An 18,959-nucleotide genomic window follows, 5' to 3' on the forward strand; every position below is an offset into this window, starting at 1 on the left:
ACTAAATAGCTCTTTCTCTAAACCATTTTGTAATAACGTATTTTTCACCTTTAATAATAGGCTTTGCCCAATGAAGGGTGTTTCGATTTACTACACCTTTTTCATCAAGACTATTCCAAATAACAGCTGTTCCTAATTTAGGCTTAACAGAGAGATCAAGATTTGGAAAATCAGTATGTCCACCTTCTTCAACATTATTTAGGTAAATCATAAATGTCCAAGTTCTCTGACCTTGTCTTGCCGCAAACTGTTTATATTCAGAAGTGTTTGGTTGAAAATAATCAGTATGCAATTTAAATTCATTACCAACTTGATAATACTGACCTTGTATCACTTCTGAACAACTAGGATCTATACCTAAATAGCCTGCAATTTTATGATCAATGTATTTAATAAAATCATCCGTATGAATACCTAAATCACAAGTTTTACTAGTACGAAAATACTTATCAGGCTCATTCGGATTAGTAATTAATGAAGGGCGGAGATTTTTCTTAATTCGTGCTATAACTTGCTCACATTCCTCTTTTGATAAAAAATCCGGTTGAATATAAGCCCTTGCTTTATTGCTTGGTACTTTCTGAGCAGTTTTGAATGTTTCTTCAGGAAGGTTATATAATTGTGGTTTATGATCTAAGTCTTCATTATTAATTAGACTTTTTAGATATTGGCTTAGTTCTTTTAGACCTAATGCTGCTTGAATTGTACTAGGAGTAAATTGGTGATCTAACATTATTTTAAACAACTCTTCTTTATTACAGCCTCGCTCAATATTTTCTTTTACCCAAGCTTGCCAAGATGCATCTAATTCTGTGATCATATTTACATTTTATTACTCTAAGATTATTTCTCTAATTTTAGTCAATCTATAGCTAATTAACAATTTTGTTTTAAAGCTAATAAGAATTTTTTAGATTATTTAATAATAAAAAATATAGCTATTTAACAGTTGTATTATTGTTTTGCAGATAAGACTTATCATCAAGGATTTTTTTGATAGATGCTAAGAAATTATGAGACTGTACTTTATCTCCTAAAATATTATATTTTATAGTAAATTTAGATGATGTATTTGTTACTTTATCAATATTTATATTAAATTTTCCTTTATAGTCTGAGGAATCTATCTTACCTAAAATTTGAATAGATTTTGAATAGTCTCCGCCAGCTCCACTAACTGAAACTACACTTGCACCTTCAGTGGAATTTATCTTATATATTGTTGCTTTATATACATCAATTAAATTGTAATCATAAGTCTGACTAACTTTAGCATTTTGCTGGATAGCATAAGGAGCCACAAATAAAAGACAGCTATTAAGGCTAATAGATGAAATTAATAGAATAAGAAACTTTATAAACCTCATCTTTTTCCCTGCCTTATTTACATATCAATACTCAAATTTTAGTTAACAACCACAGCAGTTCCATAGCAGAAAACCTCTGTACCACTAGTTCTACCACCAAGACTACTAGAGTCAAAACGAATGGCTATAATAGCATTTGCTCCTAGCTCTTGAGCTTGTCTTTTCATTTCTTCTTCAGCATGTTCACGAGCTTTCAAACAAACATTAGTATAAGAAACATTTTTACCGCCGATAATATCTTTTAAACCACCTAGTATGCCTTGCACAATGGTAGGGGTTCTAACAATAATACCAGTGACTAGGCCTTTATATTCTACTATCTCTTTATTAGGAACAGTATCTGCTGTAGTTAATATCATAAATATTTATTTCTTAATAATTTATAGGTTTTTACTAATTTTTTTATCTTCATTTAATTGTATAAGATCCCATAAGTTTCCGTATAGATCTTTAAATACAGTAACAGTACCATATTCTTGAACTGAAGGATCTCTGACAAACTCTATACCTAAATCTTTCATTCTATTATAGTCTGCCCAAAAATCATCAGTGTTAAGGAATAAAAAAACTCTGCCACCTGTCTGGTTACCAATAAAGCTTTTTTGCTCTTCTTTAGATGCTTTAGCTAATAATAAAGAAAATCCTTTTGAGTTTTTAGGAGCCACTAATACCCATCGTTTATCTTGCTCAGGTTGATATGTATCTTCTATCAAATCAAAATTTAATTTTTTTGTATAAAAATCAATCGCCTCATCATAATCTCTTACAACAATAGCTACATGAATTATTGATTGTTTAGTTGGCTTCATTTAATTTACACCATAGTCACAAGCTCTTCTGAGCTAGTAGGGTGGATAGCTATAGTATCATCAAAATCTTTCTTAGTTGCGCCCATATTTATAGCTACTGAGAAACCTTGAAGCATCTCATCTACATTTAGACCAATCATATGACAGCCAATTACTTTTTCATCTTTACCTTGAACTACTAGCTTCATTACTGTTGGCATTCTGAAACCAGAAATCGCAGAATATAAAGCCGTAAATCTACTCTTATAGACTTTAATATCATCTTTACCATATCTAGAAATAGCTTCTTCTTCAGATAGGCCTACTGTACCAATAGCAGGGTGAGAGAATATAACTGTAGGGATGTATTCTAACCTAGGCTTAAGACCAGTTTCACCATTAAAAAGTCTACGAGATAATCTACGACCACAAGCTATAGCCACAGGAGTTAATTGAGCATTTATAGTAGCATCACCAAGCGCATATACGCCTTTCACATTAGTTTCTTGCCATACGTTAATATCAATCGTACCTGTCTTTTGATTGTATTTTATATTCGTATTCTCAAGACCTAGATTATGAGTGTTTGGTGCACGCCCAGTAGCCCATATTAAAGTATCAATATCTTTCATAGATTCTGCATTATCAAACTCTATATTTAGATTAGCTCCAGCTTTTTCTACTTTAGTAATATTATTATTATTTAAGATCTTAAGACCTAATGTATTCATGGACTCAACTAGAGTGTCAACGATATCATTATCAAAGCCTCTAAGAGGTTTTTCTTTACGAATAACTATAGTCACATCAGTACCAAGAGCATTTAGAACTCCAGCAATTTCAACGGCAATATAACCACCACCAACTATTACAGCTTTCTTAGGAGTATCTTCTAACTCAAAAAAGCCATCTGATGTGATACCAAACTCAGCACCAGGAATATTATCAGGAACGATAGGGTAAGCACCTGGAGAGATATAGATATGATCTGCTGTTACAACTTCACCATTATCAAGCTCGATAGATTTGTTATCCTTAAATTTACCCCAATTATTAAAATGCGTGATATCCCACTTATCTAATAATCTGTCATAAAAGCCATGAATATTGCCTATATATGTAGCTCTTTTTTCTTTTAAAACTTTCCAGTCAAAGCCTTTATAGTCGATATCAAAACCATAGCCTTTAACATCATGTTTTAGTTGCTCAGCAAGCATACCACCATACCACATAGCTTTTTTAGGTACACAACCTCTGTTTACACATGTGCCACCTAACTCATACTTTTCTATAATAGCTACTTTTTTACCAAATTTAGCAGCTTGAACAGCAGCAGCAATTCCACCAGAACCACCACCAACACTTATTACATCAAAATGATTTTTACTCATTGTTATTCCTCATTTTTTAGTTTAATTAATTTCATTAACTTATCGAAAGAGTCTTTAATTTCAATATTAGCTGTATCAACTCTAATCACATCTTTATCAAACCAAGTTTCATAGTCTCTATCTAGCACAGATTGCCAAGAGGGGTACTTATTTATATTTCCTTTAAATCTAGATTCTATTCTACTTTTATGAATTTCTTTATTACTACATAAAACTTCGATATTTATTACCTTAATAGAATCAATAGATAGTTTATTCCATAATTCTCTAGACTCTTTAACTGGATTACAACAGTCTATAATAACATTCTTATCTAATTCTAAATTCTCTTTCGCTAAGTAGTAAGTTATTTCATAACCTTGTTTTGTTAATCCTTTTGAATATTCTTTTTTTAGATAATACTCCATAGTATCTATTCTATAGTAGACAGAATCTGGCACAGCTCGTGCCAATTGTTTAGCTAAAGTTGTTTTGCCTACTCCTGGTAGACCTGAAAATACATAAACGTTTGGCATAGCTCTAATTCTTTATATATCTACATTTTGGAAAATTGCTACAACCTAAGAATGTTTGTCCTTTTTTTTCACCTTTTTTAATAGTCCTTTCAACAAGCCCATTTGAACATTTTGGACAGATTTCATTAGAATTATATTTCTCTTTAAGGTTTTTAACATGATTATAGTTATTAACTATAGTATTTCTCTTTTTATTACTCTGAAGAATATTAGAATATTCATTTAGCTTTTCATGACTAAAATTGTTCCCTTCTTGATTCTTTAGAAATTTTCTTAGCTTAAATATAGTATAGATCCCTTCTGGCAATTGAGTTTTAAAGGTAGCACTACCAACAAAAGCTACAATATTATGAACATATTCATCATCTAGATCCAATATAGATTCAATAGTCTTCACATGTTTATAGTTTTGATGTAATGGATTCTGAAACTTAGATTTATGTTTATATATTTGTTGAGTCCAGTCTCTACTTTTAGCATCACCAAAGATCCAACCTTTCATATTTTTAGTTTCTATAACAAATATTCCTGATGGAAGTAGTAATACATGATCAACTTGAGTAGTGTCTTTCTCTGTAGGTAATAATAAATTATTTAATAAGATTCCATTTTTTTCTTTAACAATATTTTTAACTGATATTGTTAAAATTTTCTCTCCTATCCAACCTTTAAAAAATGGAGTTTTTATAAAAAGAAAAATTAGTGCTATAGCCCATAAATACCAATATTGTAAAGCTACTGAAAGCATAGGTAAAAAGATAGCTTTTATATCCATAAAATTTCCTTTAATAAATTATTTAAACCTTATAATCATAACTCATAGTCAAAGGTGCATGATCAGAAAACCAATTTTCTGTATAAATACACTCTGAACCTTTTACTACTTTATCTTTTAAGCCTGATGTAGTGATATGATAATCAATTCTCCAGCCTACATTTTTGGCTCTTGCTTGGCCTCTATTTGACCACCAAGTGTAGTTATTAGGCTCATGATTTATCACTCTAAAAGCATCTACCCAACCAATATCATCAAAGATATAATCTAACCATGCTTGCTCTTCTGGTAACACCCCAGAAGTCTTGCCATAGTTTGATTTCCAGTTTTTTATATCAATCTCTTTATGCACTATATTAAAGTCACCACAAACTATAAAGTCTCTACCTTGAGCTGCTTGCTCTTTGAGAATATCTTTATACTTTTCTAAAAACTGCATTTTAAACTCTTGACGCACATCACCACTAGAACCACTTGGTAAGTACAAACTAGCTATACTAAACTTATCATAATCAAACTGAATATATCTTCCCTCAGCATCAGCCCAATCTAAACCTATTTCTTTGACAACTTTTATAGGTTTTTTCTTAGCATATATAGCAACACCACTATAGCCTTTCTTTTCAGCATCTTTATAGTCATAAAAATATCCCTCTGGAAAGAAAGTAGGATCATTCTCAAGCTGGTGAAATTGAGCTTTTGTTTCCTGTATACATAGGAAGTCTACATCCTTTTTATCAAACCATTCCCAAAAGCCTTTTCTAGCAGCCGCTCTAATACCGTTAGCATTAAATGTTGTTACTTTTATCATATCTAATATAATTGTTCTGAAATACAGTCATTTTAACATTTAATTATACAACATAAGAAGTAGGGGATACATTAATATGGAACACAGTTATATTTCAAAAGAGAAAATAAAAGTCAGTCAAGCATCTAATGGGAATGACATTTTTATAGAGAAAATCACTATCACAGGCTCTGATAAAAATGCCCCTAGTGTTTATATGCAAGCAAGTATGCACGCATCTGAACTACAAGGTAATGCTGTAATGGTAGATCTTATTGATTACTTTAAAAAGCATCAACCAAAAGGAAATATCTACCTAATTCCTCAATGTAATCCTATAGGAATGGATGTTTTTCAAGGGGCAGGGCACCAAGGCAGATTTGATTCAGCGAGTGGTGATAACTGGAACAGATATTATTTTTTCAAAACTATCGACTATGCCGCTTTTGTTAAGGAACATTTAAACTCCAATACAGCAGAATATAAAAAAGCTTTTGAAAAAATATTAGCTAAACAATTAGATGAAGCTTTATCAGAAGAGTGGTTTTTATCTCGTGCTAAAAGACTAAACTATTCTGTCCAAAAGGAAGCTATAAAAGCTGATTATGTTTTAGATCTACATACAGATACAGATGCTATTACATATATTTACACTCCAGAGTTTGCTAAAAAAGCAGCTGAAAAGTTTGGCTATAGAGAAACTCTAGTTATTGGTAATGATTTTGGTGGCGCTCTAGATGAAGCTATATTCGTACCTTGGTGGAAACTACAAGAAGAGTTCAAAAAGCAAGGTAGAGATGAAGAAGTATTAAAGGAATGTTTTACTCTTGAGCTAGGATCAGAAGAGTATATAAATTTTGATGATGCTAAAATGCAAACTCAAGGTGTATTAAATTATCTAGCTTATAGAGGGATAATTGATTCACCATTTGAAACAAATAGATTAAGCACAAAAATCACTCATAATGATATTGCAAATTATAAAGCTATAAGAGCAGTAGAAGGTGGTCTTTATGAATGGTTTGTAAAAGCAGGTGATACTTTTAAGGCAAATGAAATAGTAGGGCAATATATCCAAACTTCTACTATGGAGAAAAAACCATTATGGTTTCCTTTTGGTGGAACTATCATAAGTCTTCATATCAAAGGTGCAGCTTGCCAAGGTAGTCAACTTATGAATTTGGCGATTTATAAATAATTATAGAAGAATATAAACCTTAAATTCATTACATGAAAATTTTTTATTATAAATTTTCTTTAGCTCTGTTTTATATTGGCTCAACTTTTTACCTTCCAAAACTTGATCTGGATTTAAATGAATATCCACAAATATAAAACGTCCTGATTGAGTAGCCTTTACTTGATTAATAGCTATAGAATATTTTTTGGCAATCTCTTCAGCAAAATGAAAAATCTTTATTTCTAATTCTTCTACTGGTGCTACATCAAGTAAATGAGAATAGGATTCCATAATTAGCTTAATAGGATTTTTCATTATAAAAATACCCATGCAGATAGCTATTATAGGGTCAACATATATTGCTAACTTATGATATCCCAAATACTCTAAAATAAAGCCTATGAAAATAGCTAAAGTTACTCCAATCCCAAGTAAACTATCAGCTTTCCATAGTTCAGCATCAGCTGCTAAAATTCTTGATCCTGTTACCTTAGATTTCTTATAGACAAATATGAACATAACTATACATAAAACTGTTCCTACAATTTCAGACAGTAAAGCAAAACCGTAATTAGGTTTTATTGCATGAGTTATCATATTTATAATTGAAATCAGAATTACACTTATTGCTATTAGAAGAACAAAACCTGATTCAAATAATATAAAAACAGGTTCTAACCTATAATAACCATAAGGGTATCTATCATTAGCAGGTTGATTAATCTTTTTTATTACATAAATTGAAAATGCATATATCAGTACTGTTACTATAGAATATCCAGTGTCTAAAAGAACTGTCAATGATTGTGCGAAGTAAACTATTACAATACTAAAAACAGCATAAATAACTGCTATGATAAAGTTTAGTTTTAAGGTTTTTTCTTCAAGTTGATTATCAGAAGACATATATTTGTTTTTTTAAAGATTTAGATAATATTTGTTTAAAGACTATTGAATAAGCATAAGAATATATTTAGCATTCTCCACGCCATTAGCCGCCGCTTTTTGATAATATTGAATAGCTTTTTCTTTATCATATTTTAAGCCATCATCATCTTCATCAAAATATATATTCGCCAATCTATAGTATGCTGGGCCATAATCTAATTTAGCTGCTTTTCTAAATTCTTCTATCGCTTCTGGGTATTCTTTCATATCATAGAAATACTCACCTAAATAATATATAGCTTCGGCTTTACCATTCTCAGCTTCTTTCTCTAATTTCGCTCTATCAACATAATTATCTTTTACAGCAGATTCTTTTAGAGCTTTCATTTTCTCTTCTGTTGTTAACTCTTTTTCTACTTTCTTAGTAGTTTCAGCTTCAGTAATTTTATTAGCTACTGGAGTAGATGGAACTGCTGCTGTAGGAGTGGCAACTGGAACAGCTATATCTTTTTGATCTTTTATTAAGCTAGTATTTTTAAATTGTCTTATTTTTAGAAACTTATTTATAAAACTAATTTTAGCAATATAGTAATCATTATTTTTATTAAAACTTTTATTTAAATCTATCAAGTTATCCCATGAAATTTTACTTGGAGTAGTAAATAAATTATGTATATATTTTGATGTGTTATTATCTTTAAAATAGTCAATACTTACTAAGCTTATCTTGGTACTATCTAATAACTGAATATCTTTTTTATCAACGCCTAAAGCTTTTGAAATAAACTCTCTAAAATATTCTTTATTAATATTTCTATAATAAAAATAAATTAGACCTTCATTAACTAGCGATCTATTATTAACATTATTACTTATATTATCAGCATTCTGTTTTCTAACTTGAGATTCATTTGTTATCTTCTCAGCAATTTGAGATTGTTTATAGTTTTGTACTTCCTCATTAAGCTTATCTGTAACTTTTGCTTCAGACAATTTATCAGTTATTAGAGTAACATTATCTTTAGCATTTTTTGCAACTTCAGGATCCTTGCTCTTTTCAAGCTCTTTCCATAAGTTTAAAGCTCTAGAATACTGGTTACTATTAGTAAATCTATTAGCCTGTTTGACTAAAGCCGGTTCATAACCTTGTACTGCTGCAGCTTTTAATAATGTATCAACTTCATCTTCGTTATCAGAAGGAAGCTCTCCATTTTCATATAATTCAAATATCTTATATAGTAAAACAGGATCTGTATTAAAAATAAGATCTGGATTTTCATCAAAAAGTTTAACTAATTGCTCTAAAGCTGGTTTATAACCTTTTTTATATGCATGAACTAAATACGCTCTGGCTTTAGCATTATCTTTATTTACACCATCGCCATTCATGTATAAGATAGCCAATTGATAAGCAGCTCTAGCAGATCCTTGACTCAAAGCTATATTATAGTTTTTATAGGCTTCTCTATAATTAACGCTAGTACCTAGACCAAATTGATAAATATAACCTAAATAATATCTATCTGAAGTAGTGGCTTTACCATTTTCATCTAATTCTTTTAAAATCTCAAAAGCCTCATTATAGCCATCACTTTTTCTCGCTTGAATATCATTTATAGCTTTAGCATAAGCCTCTAAATAAGCCTTATGTGTATGACTTAAATAAAGATTAATTCCCATACCACCAAGACCAAGAATTAAAATAGCTAACCCTACTATAATTGATTGTTTTTTAGTCAAGCTCTTTCTTGCTTTTTTCTCAACAGGATTTTTATCCTTTTTTCTTTTTATAATCATATTCCAGATTTACACTAAATAAATTGATACACAGCCACTACGACATTATATAATAGTAATTAGCTGCATTTAAGAATTATCACCACTTTTATTTTCAATAATATCTTCTAAGGCTTGTTTTTCATCTAAAACAGTAGCTGGATCTTCTAATGAAATCTTTCCAAAATGCCCATTTCTAAAATCATGTACAATATTTTTAGCTGCCTGCTCAATATTACTATTTGTCTTTAAACTTGCTATTTCTTTTAAAATATCTTGAGAATGTTTATTCTCAACAGTTATATTGTATCTATTAGTAAGCAGACTATTATTTTGAGAATTTAGAAAATTTATTAAGAAATCTGCTGTAGAAATATAATCCATTGCAGTATCACGAATAGAACCAACACATGCAATTCTATATCCTGACTGCTCGCTTTTAGGACTTGGAAACATAATTCCTGGCGTATCAAATATTATAAATCCTTTTTCAATATCTATTCTTTGTTGCATTTTTGTTACAGCAGGCTCATTTCCAGTTTTAGCAACTTTTCTACCTGCAAGTTTATTAATCATAGTTGATTTACCAACATTTGGAATACCAAATATAATTGCTCGAATAGGTTTTAAAACAGTTCCTCTATTTGGCAGTTGTTTTTTTGCTAAAGCTACTATTTTTTTTACAATATTTTTATCGGTAAGTGTGTCTACTGCTATAGCATTACCTTTATAGTAGTTTATCCATTCTTTAGTTATTTCTTTATCTGCAAGATCATTTTTTGAAAGTATCCTGATAATTGGCTTATCGCCAACTATATCTTCTAAGACATTATTACTGCTAGATTCAGGAATTCTTGCATCAACTATTTCTATAGCAATATCAATTTGAGGCATTTTTTTTCTAAATTCTTTAGTTGCTTTATGCATATGCCCTGGAAACCAATGTAACATGAGTAGATAAAAACCATAATTCTGATATATTTATTAATAAGATATTTTATATATAAGATTTATTTATGCAAAGTTATATCCTTAAAGGCGCAAAAGTATGCTTTGATACAGAAATAAAACATTCAGATATTTTAGTAAAAAATGGTGTTATCGAACTAGTTCAAGAAGATATAAAAAAAGATTTATATAACTTACCAGTTATTGAATTATCTAATGATGATTATGTTTTACCAGGATTTATAGATATTCATATTCATGGCTCTAATGGTGCTGATGTTATGGATGGATCTTTAGAATCTTTAGAAACTATTTCAAAATCAATATACAAGCATGGTGTCACAAGCTATTTAGCAACAACTATGACAGCATCATATGAAGATATTCTAAATTCTATGTTAGCTATCAAAAATTATAATCAAAAAATTATAAAAGATAGCGCTAAAATAGCAGGTATTCATTTAGAGGGTCCTTTTATTTCTCCAGGAAAAATAGGTGCTCAAAATCCAAATTACTTACAAGATGCAAATCTAGATAAGTTAAATACTTGGAATATTAATTCAGGAAATTTGGTTAAAAAAATAACCATTGCCCCAGAAATAAAAGGAACTAATGAAATAATAGATTTCTGTAATAAGCAAAAAATTATTACATCAATTGGACATACAGCCTGTACAGCTCATCAAGCTCTAGCTGCTATAGAAAGAGGGTGCTCTCATGCAACACATCTTTTTAATGCTATGAGTGGTGTTGATCATAGAAATCCAGGAGCAGCCACAGCAATTTTAATGTCTAAAAAAGTTTTAGCAGAATTAATAGTTGATGGTGTACATCTACATAAAGATACTGTCAAATTTGCTTATGAAATAAAAGGAACCAATAACATAGCTCTTATAACTGATGCTATGTCCGCTCAAGGGTGTGCTGATGGTTTATTTGAGTTAGGTGGTCAAAAAGTTATAGTTAAGCATGGAGAGGCAAGACTTGAAAATGGAGTGCTTGCTGGAAGTGTTTTAACTATGAATAAAGCTCTAGAAAATATGATCAAATTTACAGACTGTAGTTTACTCGATGCTGTCAAGATGACTAGTACAAACCAAGCAAAATCATTAAATTTAAAAAGTGGGCAAATAAAAGTAGGATATAATGCTGAATTTGTTATTTTAGATAAAAACTATCAAGTAAAACAAACTCTAAATTAAAGGTTATAAATGAAGTTTTTAGTTTTAGACACATCTAGTTCTTTTTGCTCTGTTTCACTAAGTGTAGAGAATAAAATCTTCTCACAAACAAGATTCATTCCAAGAGAACATAATAAGTATCTATTACCAATGATAGATGAAGTTATTAAAGAAGCTAATATAGATAAAAAAAGTATAGATTTTGTTGCTTATGGTGTTGGTCCAGGAAGTTTTGTTGGAGTGAGATTAGCTGCATCAGTTTGCCAAGCATTTGCAGTAAGTTTAGATATTCCAGTGATTGGTTTTTCAAGCATGTTTGCTATTGCTAAAAGTACTACCACTGATAATGATAAAGTAGCTGTAATCCTTGATGCTAAAATGGGGGATTTCTATCTAGGCTTTTATGATAAGAATAAAGATAAGATAGTTTCTGAACAAGTTTACAAATTAGATGAATATTCTCCAAATATGCTAGATGGTTATCAAACAGTTGGAGAAAAAATAGCTCAAATCAATTTTGAACCTGATATAGCGGAATTTAATTTAGATACTAAGTTTTTAATAGACTATATTATTAGTGAATACTATAAACAAAAAAAAGAAAATAGACTAACTCATGAAACTTATCCTGTCTATCTAAGAGGAACTTCACACTGGGTTAAAAAGGAGATTAAATAATGTGTCGCTGGTTAATGTATCATGGAAAATCTATAATAATGAGTGAGCTTCTAGTTGATCCAGAAAACTCATTAATTCATCAAAGTATTGCTTCACATGAAGGGGTTGTAAATGTAAATGGGGATGGTTTTGGATTAGGATGGTACACAAAGCTTAATAAAAAACCAGGAGTATATAAAGATCCTTTACCTGCTTGGAATAATAAAAATTTAGCTTCTATTGCCTCTCATATTAAAAGTAAAAACTTTCTTGCTCACGTAAGAGCTTCAACCGGTACTCCATCTACAACAACAAACTGCCATCCTTTTAGATATAAAAATCATCTTTTTATGCATAATGGAGCGATCTTTAATTTTAATGAAATTAGACACGATCTTGAATATCTGATAGATAAGAAGTATTTCAAACATAGATATGGTTGCACTGATACTGAAGCAATGTTTTTATTAGCATTAACTAATGGTCTTATAGAAGATCCTAAAACAGCGATAAATAAAACCGTTGAGCAAATATTCAAAATCCAACAACAAAATAATGTACCCCAAGCTATTAAAGCAAGCATAGCATATACTGATGGAAATACATCTTATGCTATAAAAACATCTACTATTAATCATCAACCATCATTATACTATGTAAATTATGAAGATATGCTCGATTCATTAGGCATGGAAAGGCAAGGTCAAAAATATAAAAATAGTTATGTTGTTTTATCTGAACCTTTACTAAAATCAGAATCTTACAAATATGTAGATAATCATACAATAATCAAGATTTCAGAAAATGAATTTACTATAGAGAAACTATAAGGTATATGAAATGGCTACTTTAAATAAGAAAATTCAAAATGTCACTCCATCATCAACAACAGCTATGGCGAAAGTTGCTAAAGATTTAGCTGAAAAAGGTCATGATGTTGTATCTTTAGCTATAGGTGAACCTGGGTTTTCAACGCCAGATGTTATAAAAAAAGCAGGTATAGAAGCAATAAATAATAACATCACAAAATATACAAATGTAGATGGTCTAAAAGAGCTAAGACAAGCTATAGTAGATAGATATAAAAGAAATTATGGAACTTCATTCTCTGCTGATCAAGTTTGTATTTCTTCTGGTGCCAAGCATAGCCTACATAATATTTTTAACTGTATATTAGAAGAGGGTGATGAAGCTATTTTCTTTGCCCCTTATTGGGTTTCTTATCCGGATATGATTAGTTTAACTGGAGCTAAACCAGTAGTTGTAAAAACAAAATTTGAAAATAATTTTGAAATTGATGTCGCAGAGCTAGAAACATATATTAATAAAAATACTAAAGCTATTATTATAAATAATCCTAATAATCCAACAGGACTTATTTACTCGAAAGAATGTATTGAAGCATTAGCTAACCTAATCAGAAAATATCCTAATATTTGGATTATAGGTGATGATATTTATGATGAATTATTCTTTGATAAAAGACCAACATTAATATCAGAAATTGCACCAGATTTAGCAGATAGATATGTTATAGCTAGTGGTGTTTCTAAAAATTACTCTATGACTGGTTGGAGAGTTGGTTTTTCAATAGCCCCAGAATTTTTAAATAATGCTATTAAGAAGTTTCAATCACAATCTACTACTTGTGCTTGCTCAATATCTCAATATGCCGCTATTACAGCTATGAATATCCCAGAGGCTGATTTAAAAGTATTTATAGATTCATATAAAGAAAAAACTGATTTTGTTGCTAAAGCTCTAAAAGAAATGCCTCATATTAATGTCAAAAAAGCTCATGGAACATTTTATTTATTCCCTAGTTTAAAAGAGCTTTTAGCAAATACTAAATTTACTACAGATGCAGAGTTTTGTAGTGCTCTTTTACAAGAAGAGTTTGTTGCTATGATGCCAGGATCATCTTTTGGTCTTGAAGACTGTGCTAGAATTAGCTGTGCAAATAAAATGTCAGAGCTTGAAGAAGCAATGAAAAGATTAAAAAGATTCATCATTAGACACACTAGCTAATCAGTGTTAAAATCTCTGTAAAATCATTCATCCTTAAGAATTCATTTCTAATGAAAAAATGTGGTTATATTTCCATTATTGGCCGACCAAATGTAGGTAAATCAACTTTACTAAATAATATATTAAAATATAAAGTTAGTATTACTTGTAGAAAGCCTCAAACTACTAGACATCAGATTACAGGTATTAAAACTATTGGAGATACTCAATTTATATATGTGGATACTCCTGGAATTCATAATAAAGAATCTAAAGCTATAAATAAGTTTATGAATAAAGCAGCTACGACAATGATAAAAGATGTTGATGTTATATTATTTGTAATTGAAATGGGTAAATGGACTGAGTTAGAGGATAATATTGTAGAGAAATTAAAAGATTCAAAAATTCCTATATTCTTAGTAGTAAATAAAGTAGATAAGAAAAAATCTATGGAAGCATCTATGTTTATAGAATCTGTAAAAAACAAATTAGATTTTTATGATGTTACTTATGTTTCTGCTAAACAAGGTCATAATATAAATGAGTTAGAAGCTAAAATAGAAGAGTTATTACCTGAAAGTGAATATTTTTTCTATGATGAGGATCAAGTTACAGACAGAAGTGTTAAATTTATGGTCTCTGAAATTATCCGTGAAAAAATTATGAGAACTATTGGAAGTGAGGTTCCCTATCAAATAGCAGTAGAAATTGATAGCTATAAGATAGATCAAGAAAGAGGTATTGTAGATATATATGCTAGTATCTTGGTTGAAAGAGATAGTCAAAAGGGAATAGTTATTGGAGCTAAAGGAGTTAAACTTAAAAAAATTGGTTCTGATTCTCGTATAGATATAGAACACCTTGTGGGAATGCAGGTAAATTTAAAGACTCATGTTAAAGTTAAATCAGGATGGTCTGATGATGATAGGGCGCTTAAGTCACTTGGATATGATTTAATCTAAGTCTCATTCTATGCCAGAATCTATTATTCATTTAAGGCAAGATAGGAATTATAGGATTATTTCTTATGGTTTTTGCTTAACATTAACTTCTTTTTTCTGTGTATATTATTTAAGCGGTATTATTTTATTAATTTCTATAATTATTATTTTAATATCTATTTTCTCAACCCTTAAAAAAGATAATACTCTAGATGCAATAGTGTTACCAATAGATGATAGCTATTATGAGCTAATAGAAAATAAAGTAAGAACTAGTTTTTGGCTAGTTAAAAAGAAAATAATAATAAATGGTTGGATTTATATATCTTTCATACAAGAAGGTTCAAATAAGAAAATTAAAATTTGGTTACATAAATCAAACTTTGTAGAGAAGAATGATATAAGAAAATTAGCTAAGAACTTACTATTATATAATTAGGTATTTATTTGGATTTCTTATTTTTAGTTCTAAAAATATTATCCCATAAAGGAAGAGTTACAGCGTAATTTGCTTTTTGATTATAATGATGAATAGCATGATATTTTTTATAGAAAAATAAGATAGAACCTTTTTTTGCTTTAATATGATGAGTAGCATGATGAATAAAGAAATATAATAAAGATCCAATTAAAAAACCACTAAATATTATACTTCCAAGTGCTAATCCAAATATAAAAAACAAAGGTAGAAACATACCAACTATATATATTGGTAAGGATATAAATGTTGGGTTACCAAAAAACTCCATTGGAGAGTCATGATGAATCCCATGCATTCTTTCTAAAAAAGGAAAACTATGAAATAAAAACCTATGAACTAAATACTCAACAAATGTCCAGATAAGTAATCCTATAAAAAAACATACTATTATGACAAAGAAATTTTTAACAGGCAGTTTTTCAATACCTAAAATTAAGAAACCTAATATAAAAATTGGATAGATATAAAAATCACTCCAATAGCCCATGCGGCCCAACTTTTCTAAGTTAATAAAACACCTATGAAGAGGGAATTAAAATCTAATCATACAGAATATCACAGGTAGCTTAACTCAACAATAGGAATATTAATTATTCATTATTTTTAATTACCATATCATAAAGATTGTGAAATGATGTAACATGTTGAAGTTATTGATAAAAATCAAGAAGACATAAAAAATAAAAAAATATTGAATGCAAATCTTGTAATTAGATTAAATCTTTACAGGTAATTGTCCTGTAAACTTTTTATTGTTAAAAATGTTTTCTAATGCAGCTCGAATATTAATTTTTAGTGATGTTTTTGTATAATTCGTTTGATCTATAGAAGTTGCTCCGTATATGCAGATATAATTTTTAACATTATCAATATAGTTGATATCATATGGAGCAAGAGCAGCTATGTTTATAGTTTTTTCTGATCTGATAGACGTTAGGTAACTATATTCATAACTATACTCACGCAGATTTGCTGAGATTAGCAAAATGACATCAGCATTTTTAATATTATTTTCAATATTTTCATTATCAATGTTTTCACAGATAATATTAGCATTTGAGTTATTCTTTAGTATTATCTTTTGTAATTCATTATTGAAGTCTGCTAAACGCTGATTATCTATATCTATAATTAAGATATTCTTTAGCTTATTAAGATTACATGGAATAATTCCTGAATTTTTTACTAAAGTTGTACTTTGTTTCGTTATATCTAAAGATATTTGTTGATGCCTAGCACAGCTAACAATTTGATTAGCAAGTTTCAACTGCTCACTTTCAGATAATTTAAATATTAAACTTTTATCAAGTTTATGTTTTTCTTTAAAACTAATGATACTGCTATAAGCTCTATCCACTGCAATCGCAAAAGTAGAGTTTTCTATATACTCTTTTTCTAGCTTAAAGAAAAGTTCTTCTAACTTATAGATATCATTTTCAGACCATACGCGAACAGGCATTAATAGAATATCTAGACCAGCTAAGATAGCTAATTTAGATGCCTCTATAGTTCCAAAATGTTTAGCTATAGCATGCATATCCATAGCATCTGACACCACTAGTCCATCAAATCCCATTTGTTGTTTAAGCAGTTTAGATATTATTTTGTAAGAGAGGGTTGTGGGGACATAGATATTTTCATTAGTTGATATGGATTTGTATTGTGTATCATCTAATTTAGGAACACTAATATGTGCAGTCATTACCATATCGCAATCACTAGCAAGCTTACTAAAAGGTAATAACTCTATGGATTCTAATTCATTTAAGGCTTTATCTAAGATTACATTACCTAAATGACTATCTGTTGCAGTGTCACCATGGCCAGGGAAGTGTTTTATACAGCTTATGATCTTAGCATCATGGTAACCATCTATAGCATTTTTAGCATAATTAGTAACTATTTCTGGATTATCAGAATATGATCTCACACCAATAATAGGATTATTTTTGTTAGAATTAACATCTACAGCTGGAGCAAAATTAATATTTATACCTAAAGAGTATAATTCGTCACCAATTAGTTTGCCCATGGTATAGGCATTGCTAGGATTATTTGTTGCAGCTAGAGCCATATTACCACATCCGCTAGTACCTTGTTGAAGACGATTTACTCGACCACCTTCTTGATCTGTTGCAAAAAATAGTGGTGTAATTGTATTAGCTTGAAGCTCTCTTAATAGAGAAATAGTTTGTTGATTATCTTGAATATTTTCTCTAAAAAGAATAAATCCACCCAAATTATAATCTTTAAAAACTTTATTGACCATATCATTAGTTTTTGTAAAAGGTAAAGGCTGATTATTTGAATCTTCTCCCCAATAGCGAAAGTCCAGCATTATAAGTTGACCAATTTTATTTCGTATAGAATTTGGCATTTTATTTAAAAATAAAGAAATAAATTATATTGATAATCTTAGCATAGAGAATTTTTTATGATACTAAATTTACATGCCCCAACCATGACTTACCAAAATTTTCTGGCCTGTTAGAGCATTTGTTTTGAATCCCGCTAAAAATATAGCAGTATCAGCAATATCTTGAACTGTGGTGAACTCACCATCAACAGTGCCTCCAAGCATAATATTTTTTACAACTTCTTCTTCAGAGATGTTTAGCTCTTTGGCTTGTTCTGGAATTTGCTTTTCTACTAAAGGAGTCATTACAAAACCTGGTCCAATCAAGTTCGATGAGATATTATGTTCAGCACCTTCTTTTGCTAGAGCTCTTACAAAACCAACTTGTGCATGTTTAGCTGCAACGTAAGCGGCTTTATTTTTTGAAGCAAGGACTGAATGTACAGAGCCTACAACTATGATTCTACCGCCAGTTTTTAGTTCAATCATATGTCTCATAGCTGCTTGAGTTACCAATAAAGTACCAGTCATATGAATATCAAATAATTTTTTCCAAGAAGATACACTAAAATCAACAATAGGTGAGATTATCTGAATACCTGCATTATTAATAACAGTATCGATGCGGCCAAATTTTTTAACAGTTTCATCGACTCCTTCTTTAACTTGAGCTTCATCAACAACATTCATTTGTACTGCTAAAGTTTCAACCTTATTCTCTTTAGCAATTTCTTCTGCTACCTGCTTAGACTTTTCTAAATCTAAATCAGCTATTACAACTTTGGCACCTTGTTTGGCAAACTCTTTAGCCATTCCTAAACCAAGACCAGAAGCAGCACCTGTAATCAAAACAACTTTATTCTTAACATTAGACATAACTCTTCCTTAAAAGTTAATAAAAGCTTCAACAAAATT

Annotated in this window: 21 protein-coding genes; 7 read left to right on the forward strand and 14 right to left on the reverse strand. The window is 29.8% G+C overall.

What is annotated here, in order from left to right; all coding sequences use genetic code 11:
• Position 1: 1 nt before the first annotated feature.
• The 8 genes from DNK87_RS01610 to DNK87_RS01645 form a co-directional block, all read right to left on the reverse strand.
• The gene (locus tag DNK87_RS01610) at positions 2 to 820 is read right to left on the reverse strand and encodes a prolyl hydroxylase family protein (protein WP_119330520.1); all 819 of its coding nucleotides are present in this window, start codon (positions 818 to 820) and stop codon (positions 2 to 4) included.
• Positions 821 to 938: 118 nt separating this feature from the next.
• Positions 939 to 1,367, reverse strand: coding sequence for a DUF3568 family protein (locus DNK87_RS01615; protein ID WP_119330519.1), 429 nt, complete (start codon positions 1,365 to 1,367; stop codon positions 939 to 941).
• A 38-nt stretch (positions 1,368 to 1,405) separates the two neighbouring features.
• Positions 1,406 to 1,726, reverse strand: coding sequence for a YbjQ family protein (locus DNK87_RS01620; RefSeq protein WP_119330518.1), 321 nt, complete (start codon positions 1,724 to 1,726; stop codon positions 1,406 to 1,408).
• Between the two features lie 21 nt (positions 1,727 to 1,747).
• Positions 1,748 to 2,176: a VOC family protein gene (locus DNK87_RS01625; RefSeq protein WP_119330517.1), complete on the reverse strand. Its 429-nt coding sequence runs from the start codon at positions 2,174 to 2,176 to the stop codon at positions 1,748 to 1,750.
• Positions 2,177 to 2,181: 5 nt separating this feature from the next.
• On the reverse strand, positions 2,182 to 3,546 hold the full coding sequence (gene gorA / locus DNK87_RS01630; RefSeq protein ID WP_119330516.1) for a glutathione-disulfide reductase: 1,365 nt from the start codon (positions 3,544 to 3,546) through the stop codon (positions 2,182 to 2,184).
• Positions 3,547 to 3,548: 2 nt separating this feature from the next.
• Positions 3,549 to 4,061 carry a P-loop nucleotide/nucleoside kinase family protein gene (locus DNK87_RS01635; RefSeq protein ID WP_119330515.1) on the reverse strand — a complete coding sequence of 171 codons (513 nt, stop codon included), beginning with the start codon at positions 4,059 to 4,061 and terminating at the stop codon, positions 3,549 to 3,551.
• Between the two features lie 4 nt (positions 4,062 to 4,065).
• On the reverse strand, positions 4,066 to 4,836 hold the full coding sequence (locus DNK87_RS01640; protein WP_119330514.1) for an NERD domain-containing protein: 771 nt from the start codon (positions 4,834 to 4,836) through the stop codon (positions 4,066 to 4,068).
• Between the two features lie 22 nt (positions 4,837 to 4,858).
• On the reverse strand, positions 4,859 to 5,647 hold the full coding sequence (locus tag DNK87_RS01645) for an exodeoxyribonuclease III (RefSeq protein WP_119330513.1): 789 nt from the start codon (positions 5,645 to 5,647) through the stop codon (positions 4,859 to 4,861).
• A gap of 76 nt (positions 5,648 to 5,723) precedes the next feature.
• Here DNK87_RS01645 and DNK87_RS01650 point away from each other — a divergent pair, with 76 nt between their 5' ends.
• Positions 5,724 to 6,824 (forward strand): succinylglutamate desuccinylase/aspartoacylase family protein, encoded by a 1,101-nt coding sequence (locus DNK87_RS01650; RefSeq protein WP_119330512.1) that lies wholly within the window; start codon positions 5,724 to 5,726, stop codon positions 6,822 to 6,824.
• Here the strand turns inward: DNK87_RS01650 and DNK87_RS01655 are convergent, their stop codons facing one another.
• From DNK87_RS01655 to ylqF, 3 genes are all read right to left on the reverse strand, one after another.
• Entirely contained in the window at positions 6,825 to 7,712 is an 888-nt protein-coding gene (locus tag DNK87_RS01655; protein WP_119330511.1) for a cation diffusion facilitator family transporter, read from the reverse strand. It lies immediately after the preceding gene.
• A 42-nt stretch (positions 7,713 to 7,754) separates the two neighbouring features.
• A complete protein-coding gene (locus DNK87_RS01660; protein ID WP_119330510.1) occupies positions 7,755 to 9,491 on the reverse strand; it encodes a tetratricopeptide repeat protein in 1,737 nt (578 codons plus the stop codon).
• A 69-nt stretch (positions 9,492 to 9,560) separates the two neighbouring features.
• On the reverse strand, positions 9,561 to 10,421 hold the full coding sequence (gene ylqF / locus DNK87_RS01665; RefSeq protein WP_119330509.1) for a ribosome biogenesis GTPase YlqF: 861 nt from the start codon (positions 10,419 to 10,421) through the stop codon (positions 9,561 to 9,563).
• Positions 10,422 to 10,486: 65 nt separating this feature from the next.
• Between ylqF and nagA the strand changes: the two genes are divergently transcribed.
• The 6 genes from nagA to DNK87_RS01695 are packed head-to-tail and all read left to right on the forward strand — an operon-like array spanning position 10,487 to position 15,646.
• Positions 10,487 to 11,620, forward strand: a complete 1,134-nt coding sequence (gene nagA / locus DNK87_RS01670) for an N-acetylglucosamine-6-phosphate deacetylase (RefSeq protein ID WP_119330508.1) — start codon at positions 10,487 to 10,489, stop codon at positions 11,618 to 11,620.
• A gap of 9 nt (positions 11,621 to 11,629) precedes the next feature.
• A complete protein-coding gene (gene tsaB / locus DNK87_RS01675; protein ID WP_119330507.1) occupies positions 11,630 to 12,277 on the forward strand; it encodes a tRNA (adenosine(37)-N6)-threonylcarbamoyltransferase complex dimerization subunit type 1 TsaB in 648 nt (215 codons plus the stop codon).
• Positions 12,277 to 13,086: a class II glutamine amidotransferase gene (locus DNK87_RS01680; RefSeq protein ID WP_119330506.1), complete on the forward strand. Its 810-nt coding sequence runs from the start codon at positions 12,277 to 12,279 to the stop codon at positions 13,084 to 13,086. Before tsaB ends, DNK87_RS01680 begins: the two co-directional genes overlap by 1 nt.
• 10 nt (positions 13,087 to 13,096) lie before the next feature.
• Positions 13,097 to 14,284, forward strand: a complete 1,188-nt coding sequence (locus DNK87_RS01685; protein ID WP_119330505.1) for a pyridoxal phosphate-dependent aminotransferase — start codon at positions 13,097 to 13,099, stop codon at positions 14,282 to 14,284.
• A 50-nt stretch (positions 14,285 to 14,334) separates the two neighbouring features.
• Complete coding sequence (era, locus tag DNK87_RS01690; RefSeq protein ID WP_119330504.1) at positions 14,335 to 15,228, forward strand: GTPase Era; 894 nt, start codon at positions 14,335 to 14,337, stop codon at positions 15,226 to 15,228.
• Between the two features lie 10 nt (positions 15,229 to 15,238).
• Positions 15,239 to 15,646: a hypothetical protein gene (locus DNK87_RS01695; RefSeq protein WP_119330503.1), complete on the forward strand. Its 408-nt coding sequence runs from the start codon at positions 15,239 to 15,241 to the stop codon at positions 15,644 to 15,646.
• Between the two features lie 4 nt (positions 15,647 to 15,650).
• Here DNK87_RS01695 and DNK87_RS01700 read toward each other — a convergent pair whose 3' ends face one another.
• The 3 genes from DNK87_RS01700 to DNK87_RS01710 all read right to left on the reverse strand — a co-directional run bounded on the left by DNK87_RS01700 (position 15,651) and on the right by DNK87_RS01710 (position 18,920).
• Positions 15,651 to 16,175: a sterol desaturase family protein gene (locus tag DNK87_RS01700; protein ID WP_244614585.1), complete on the reverse strand. Its 525-nt coding sequence runs from the start codon at positions 16,173 to 16,175 to the stop codon at positions 15,651 to 15,653.
• A gap of 228 nt (positions 16,176 to 16,403) precedes the next feature.
• Positions 16,404 to 18,065 (reverse strand): glycoside hydrolase family 3 protein, encoded by a 1,662-nt coding sequence (locus DNK87_RS01705; protein ID WP_119330501.1) that lies wholly within the window; start codon positions 18,063 to 18,065, stop codon positions 16,404 to 16,406.
• Between the two features lie 69 nt (positions 18,066 to 18,134).
• Entirely contained in the window at positions 18,135 to 18,920 is a 786-nt protein-coding gene (locus DNK87_RS01710) for a 3-hydroxybutyrate dehydrogenase (protein ID WP_119330500.1), read from the reverse strand.
• Between the last annotated feature and the right edge of the window lie 39 nt (positions 18,921 to 18,959).

Origin of the sequence: Pseudofrancisella aestuarii (assembly GCF_003574475.2) — a bacterium.
Lineage (GTDB): Bacteria > Pseudomonadota > Gammaproteobacteria > Francisellales > Francisellaceae > Francisella > Francisella aestuarii.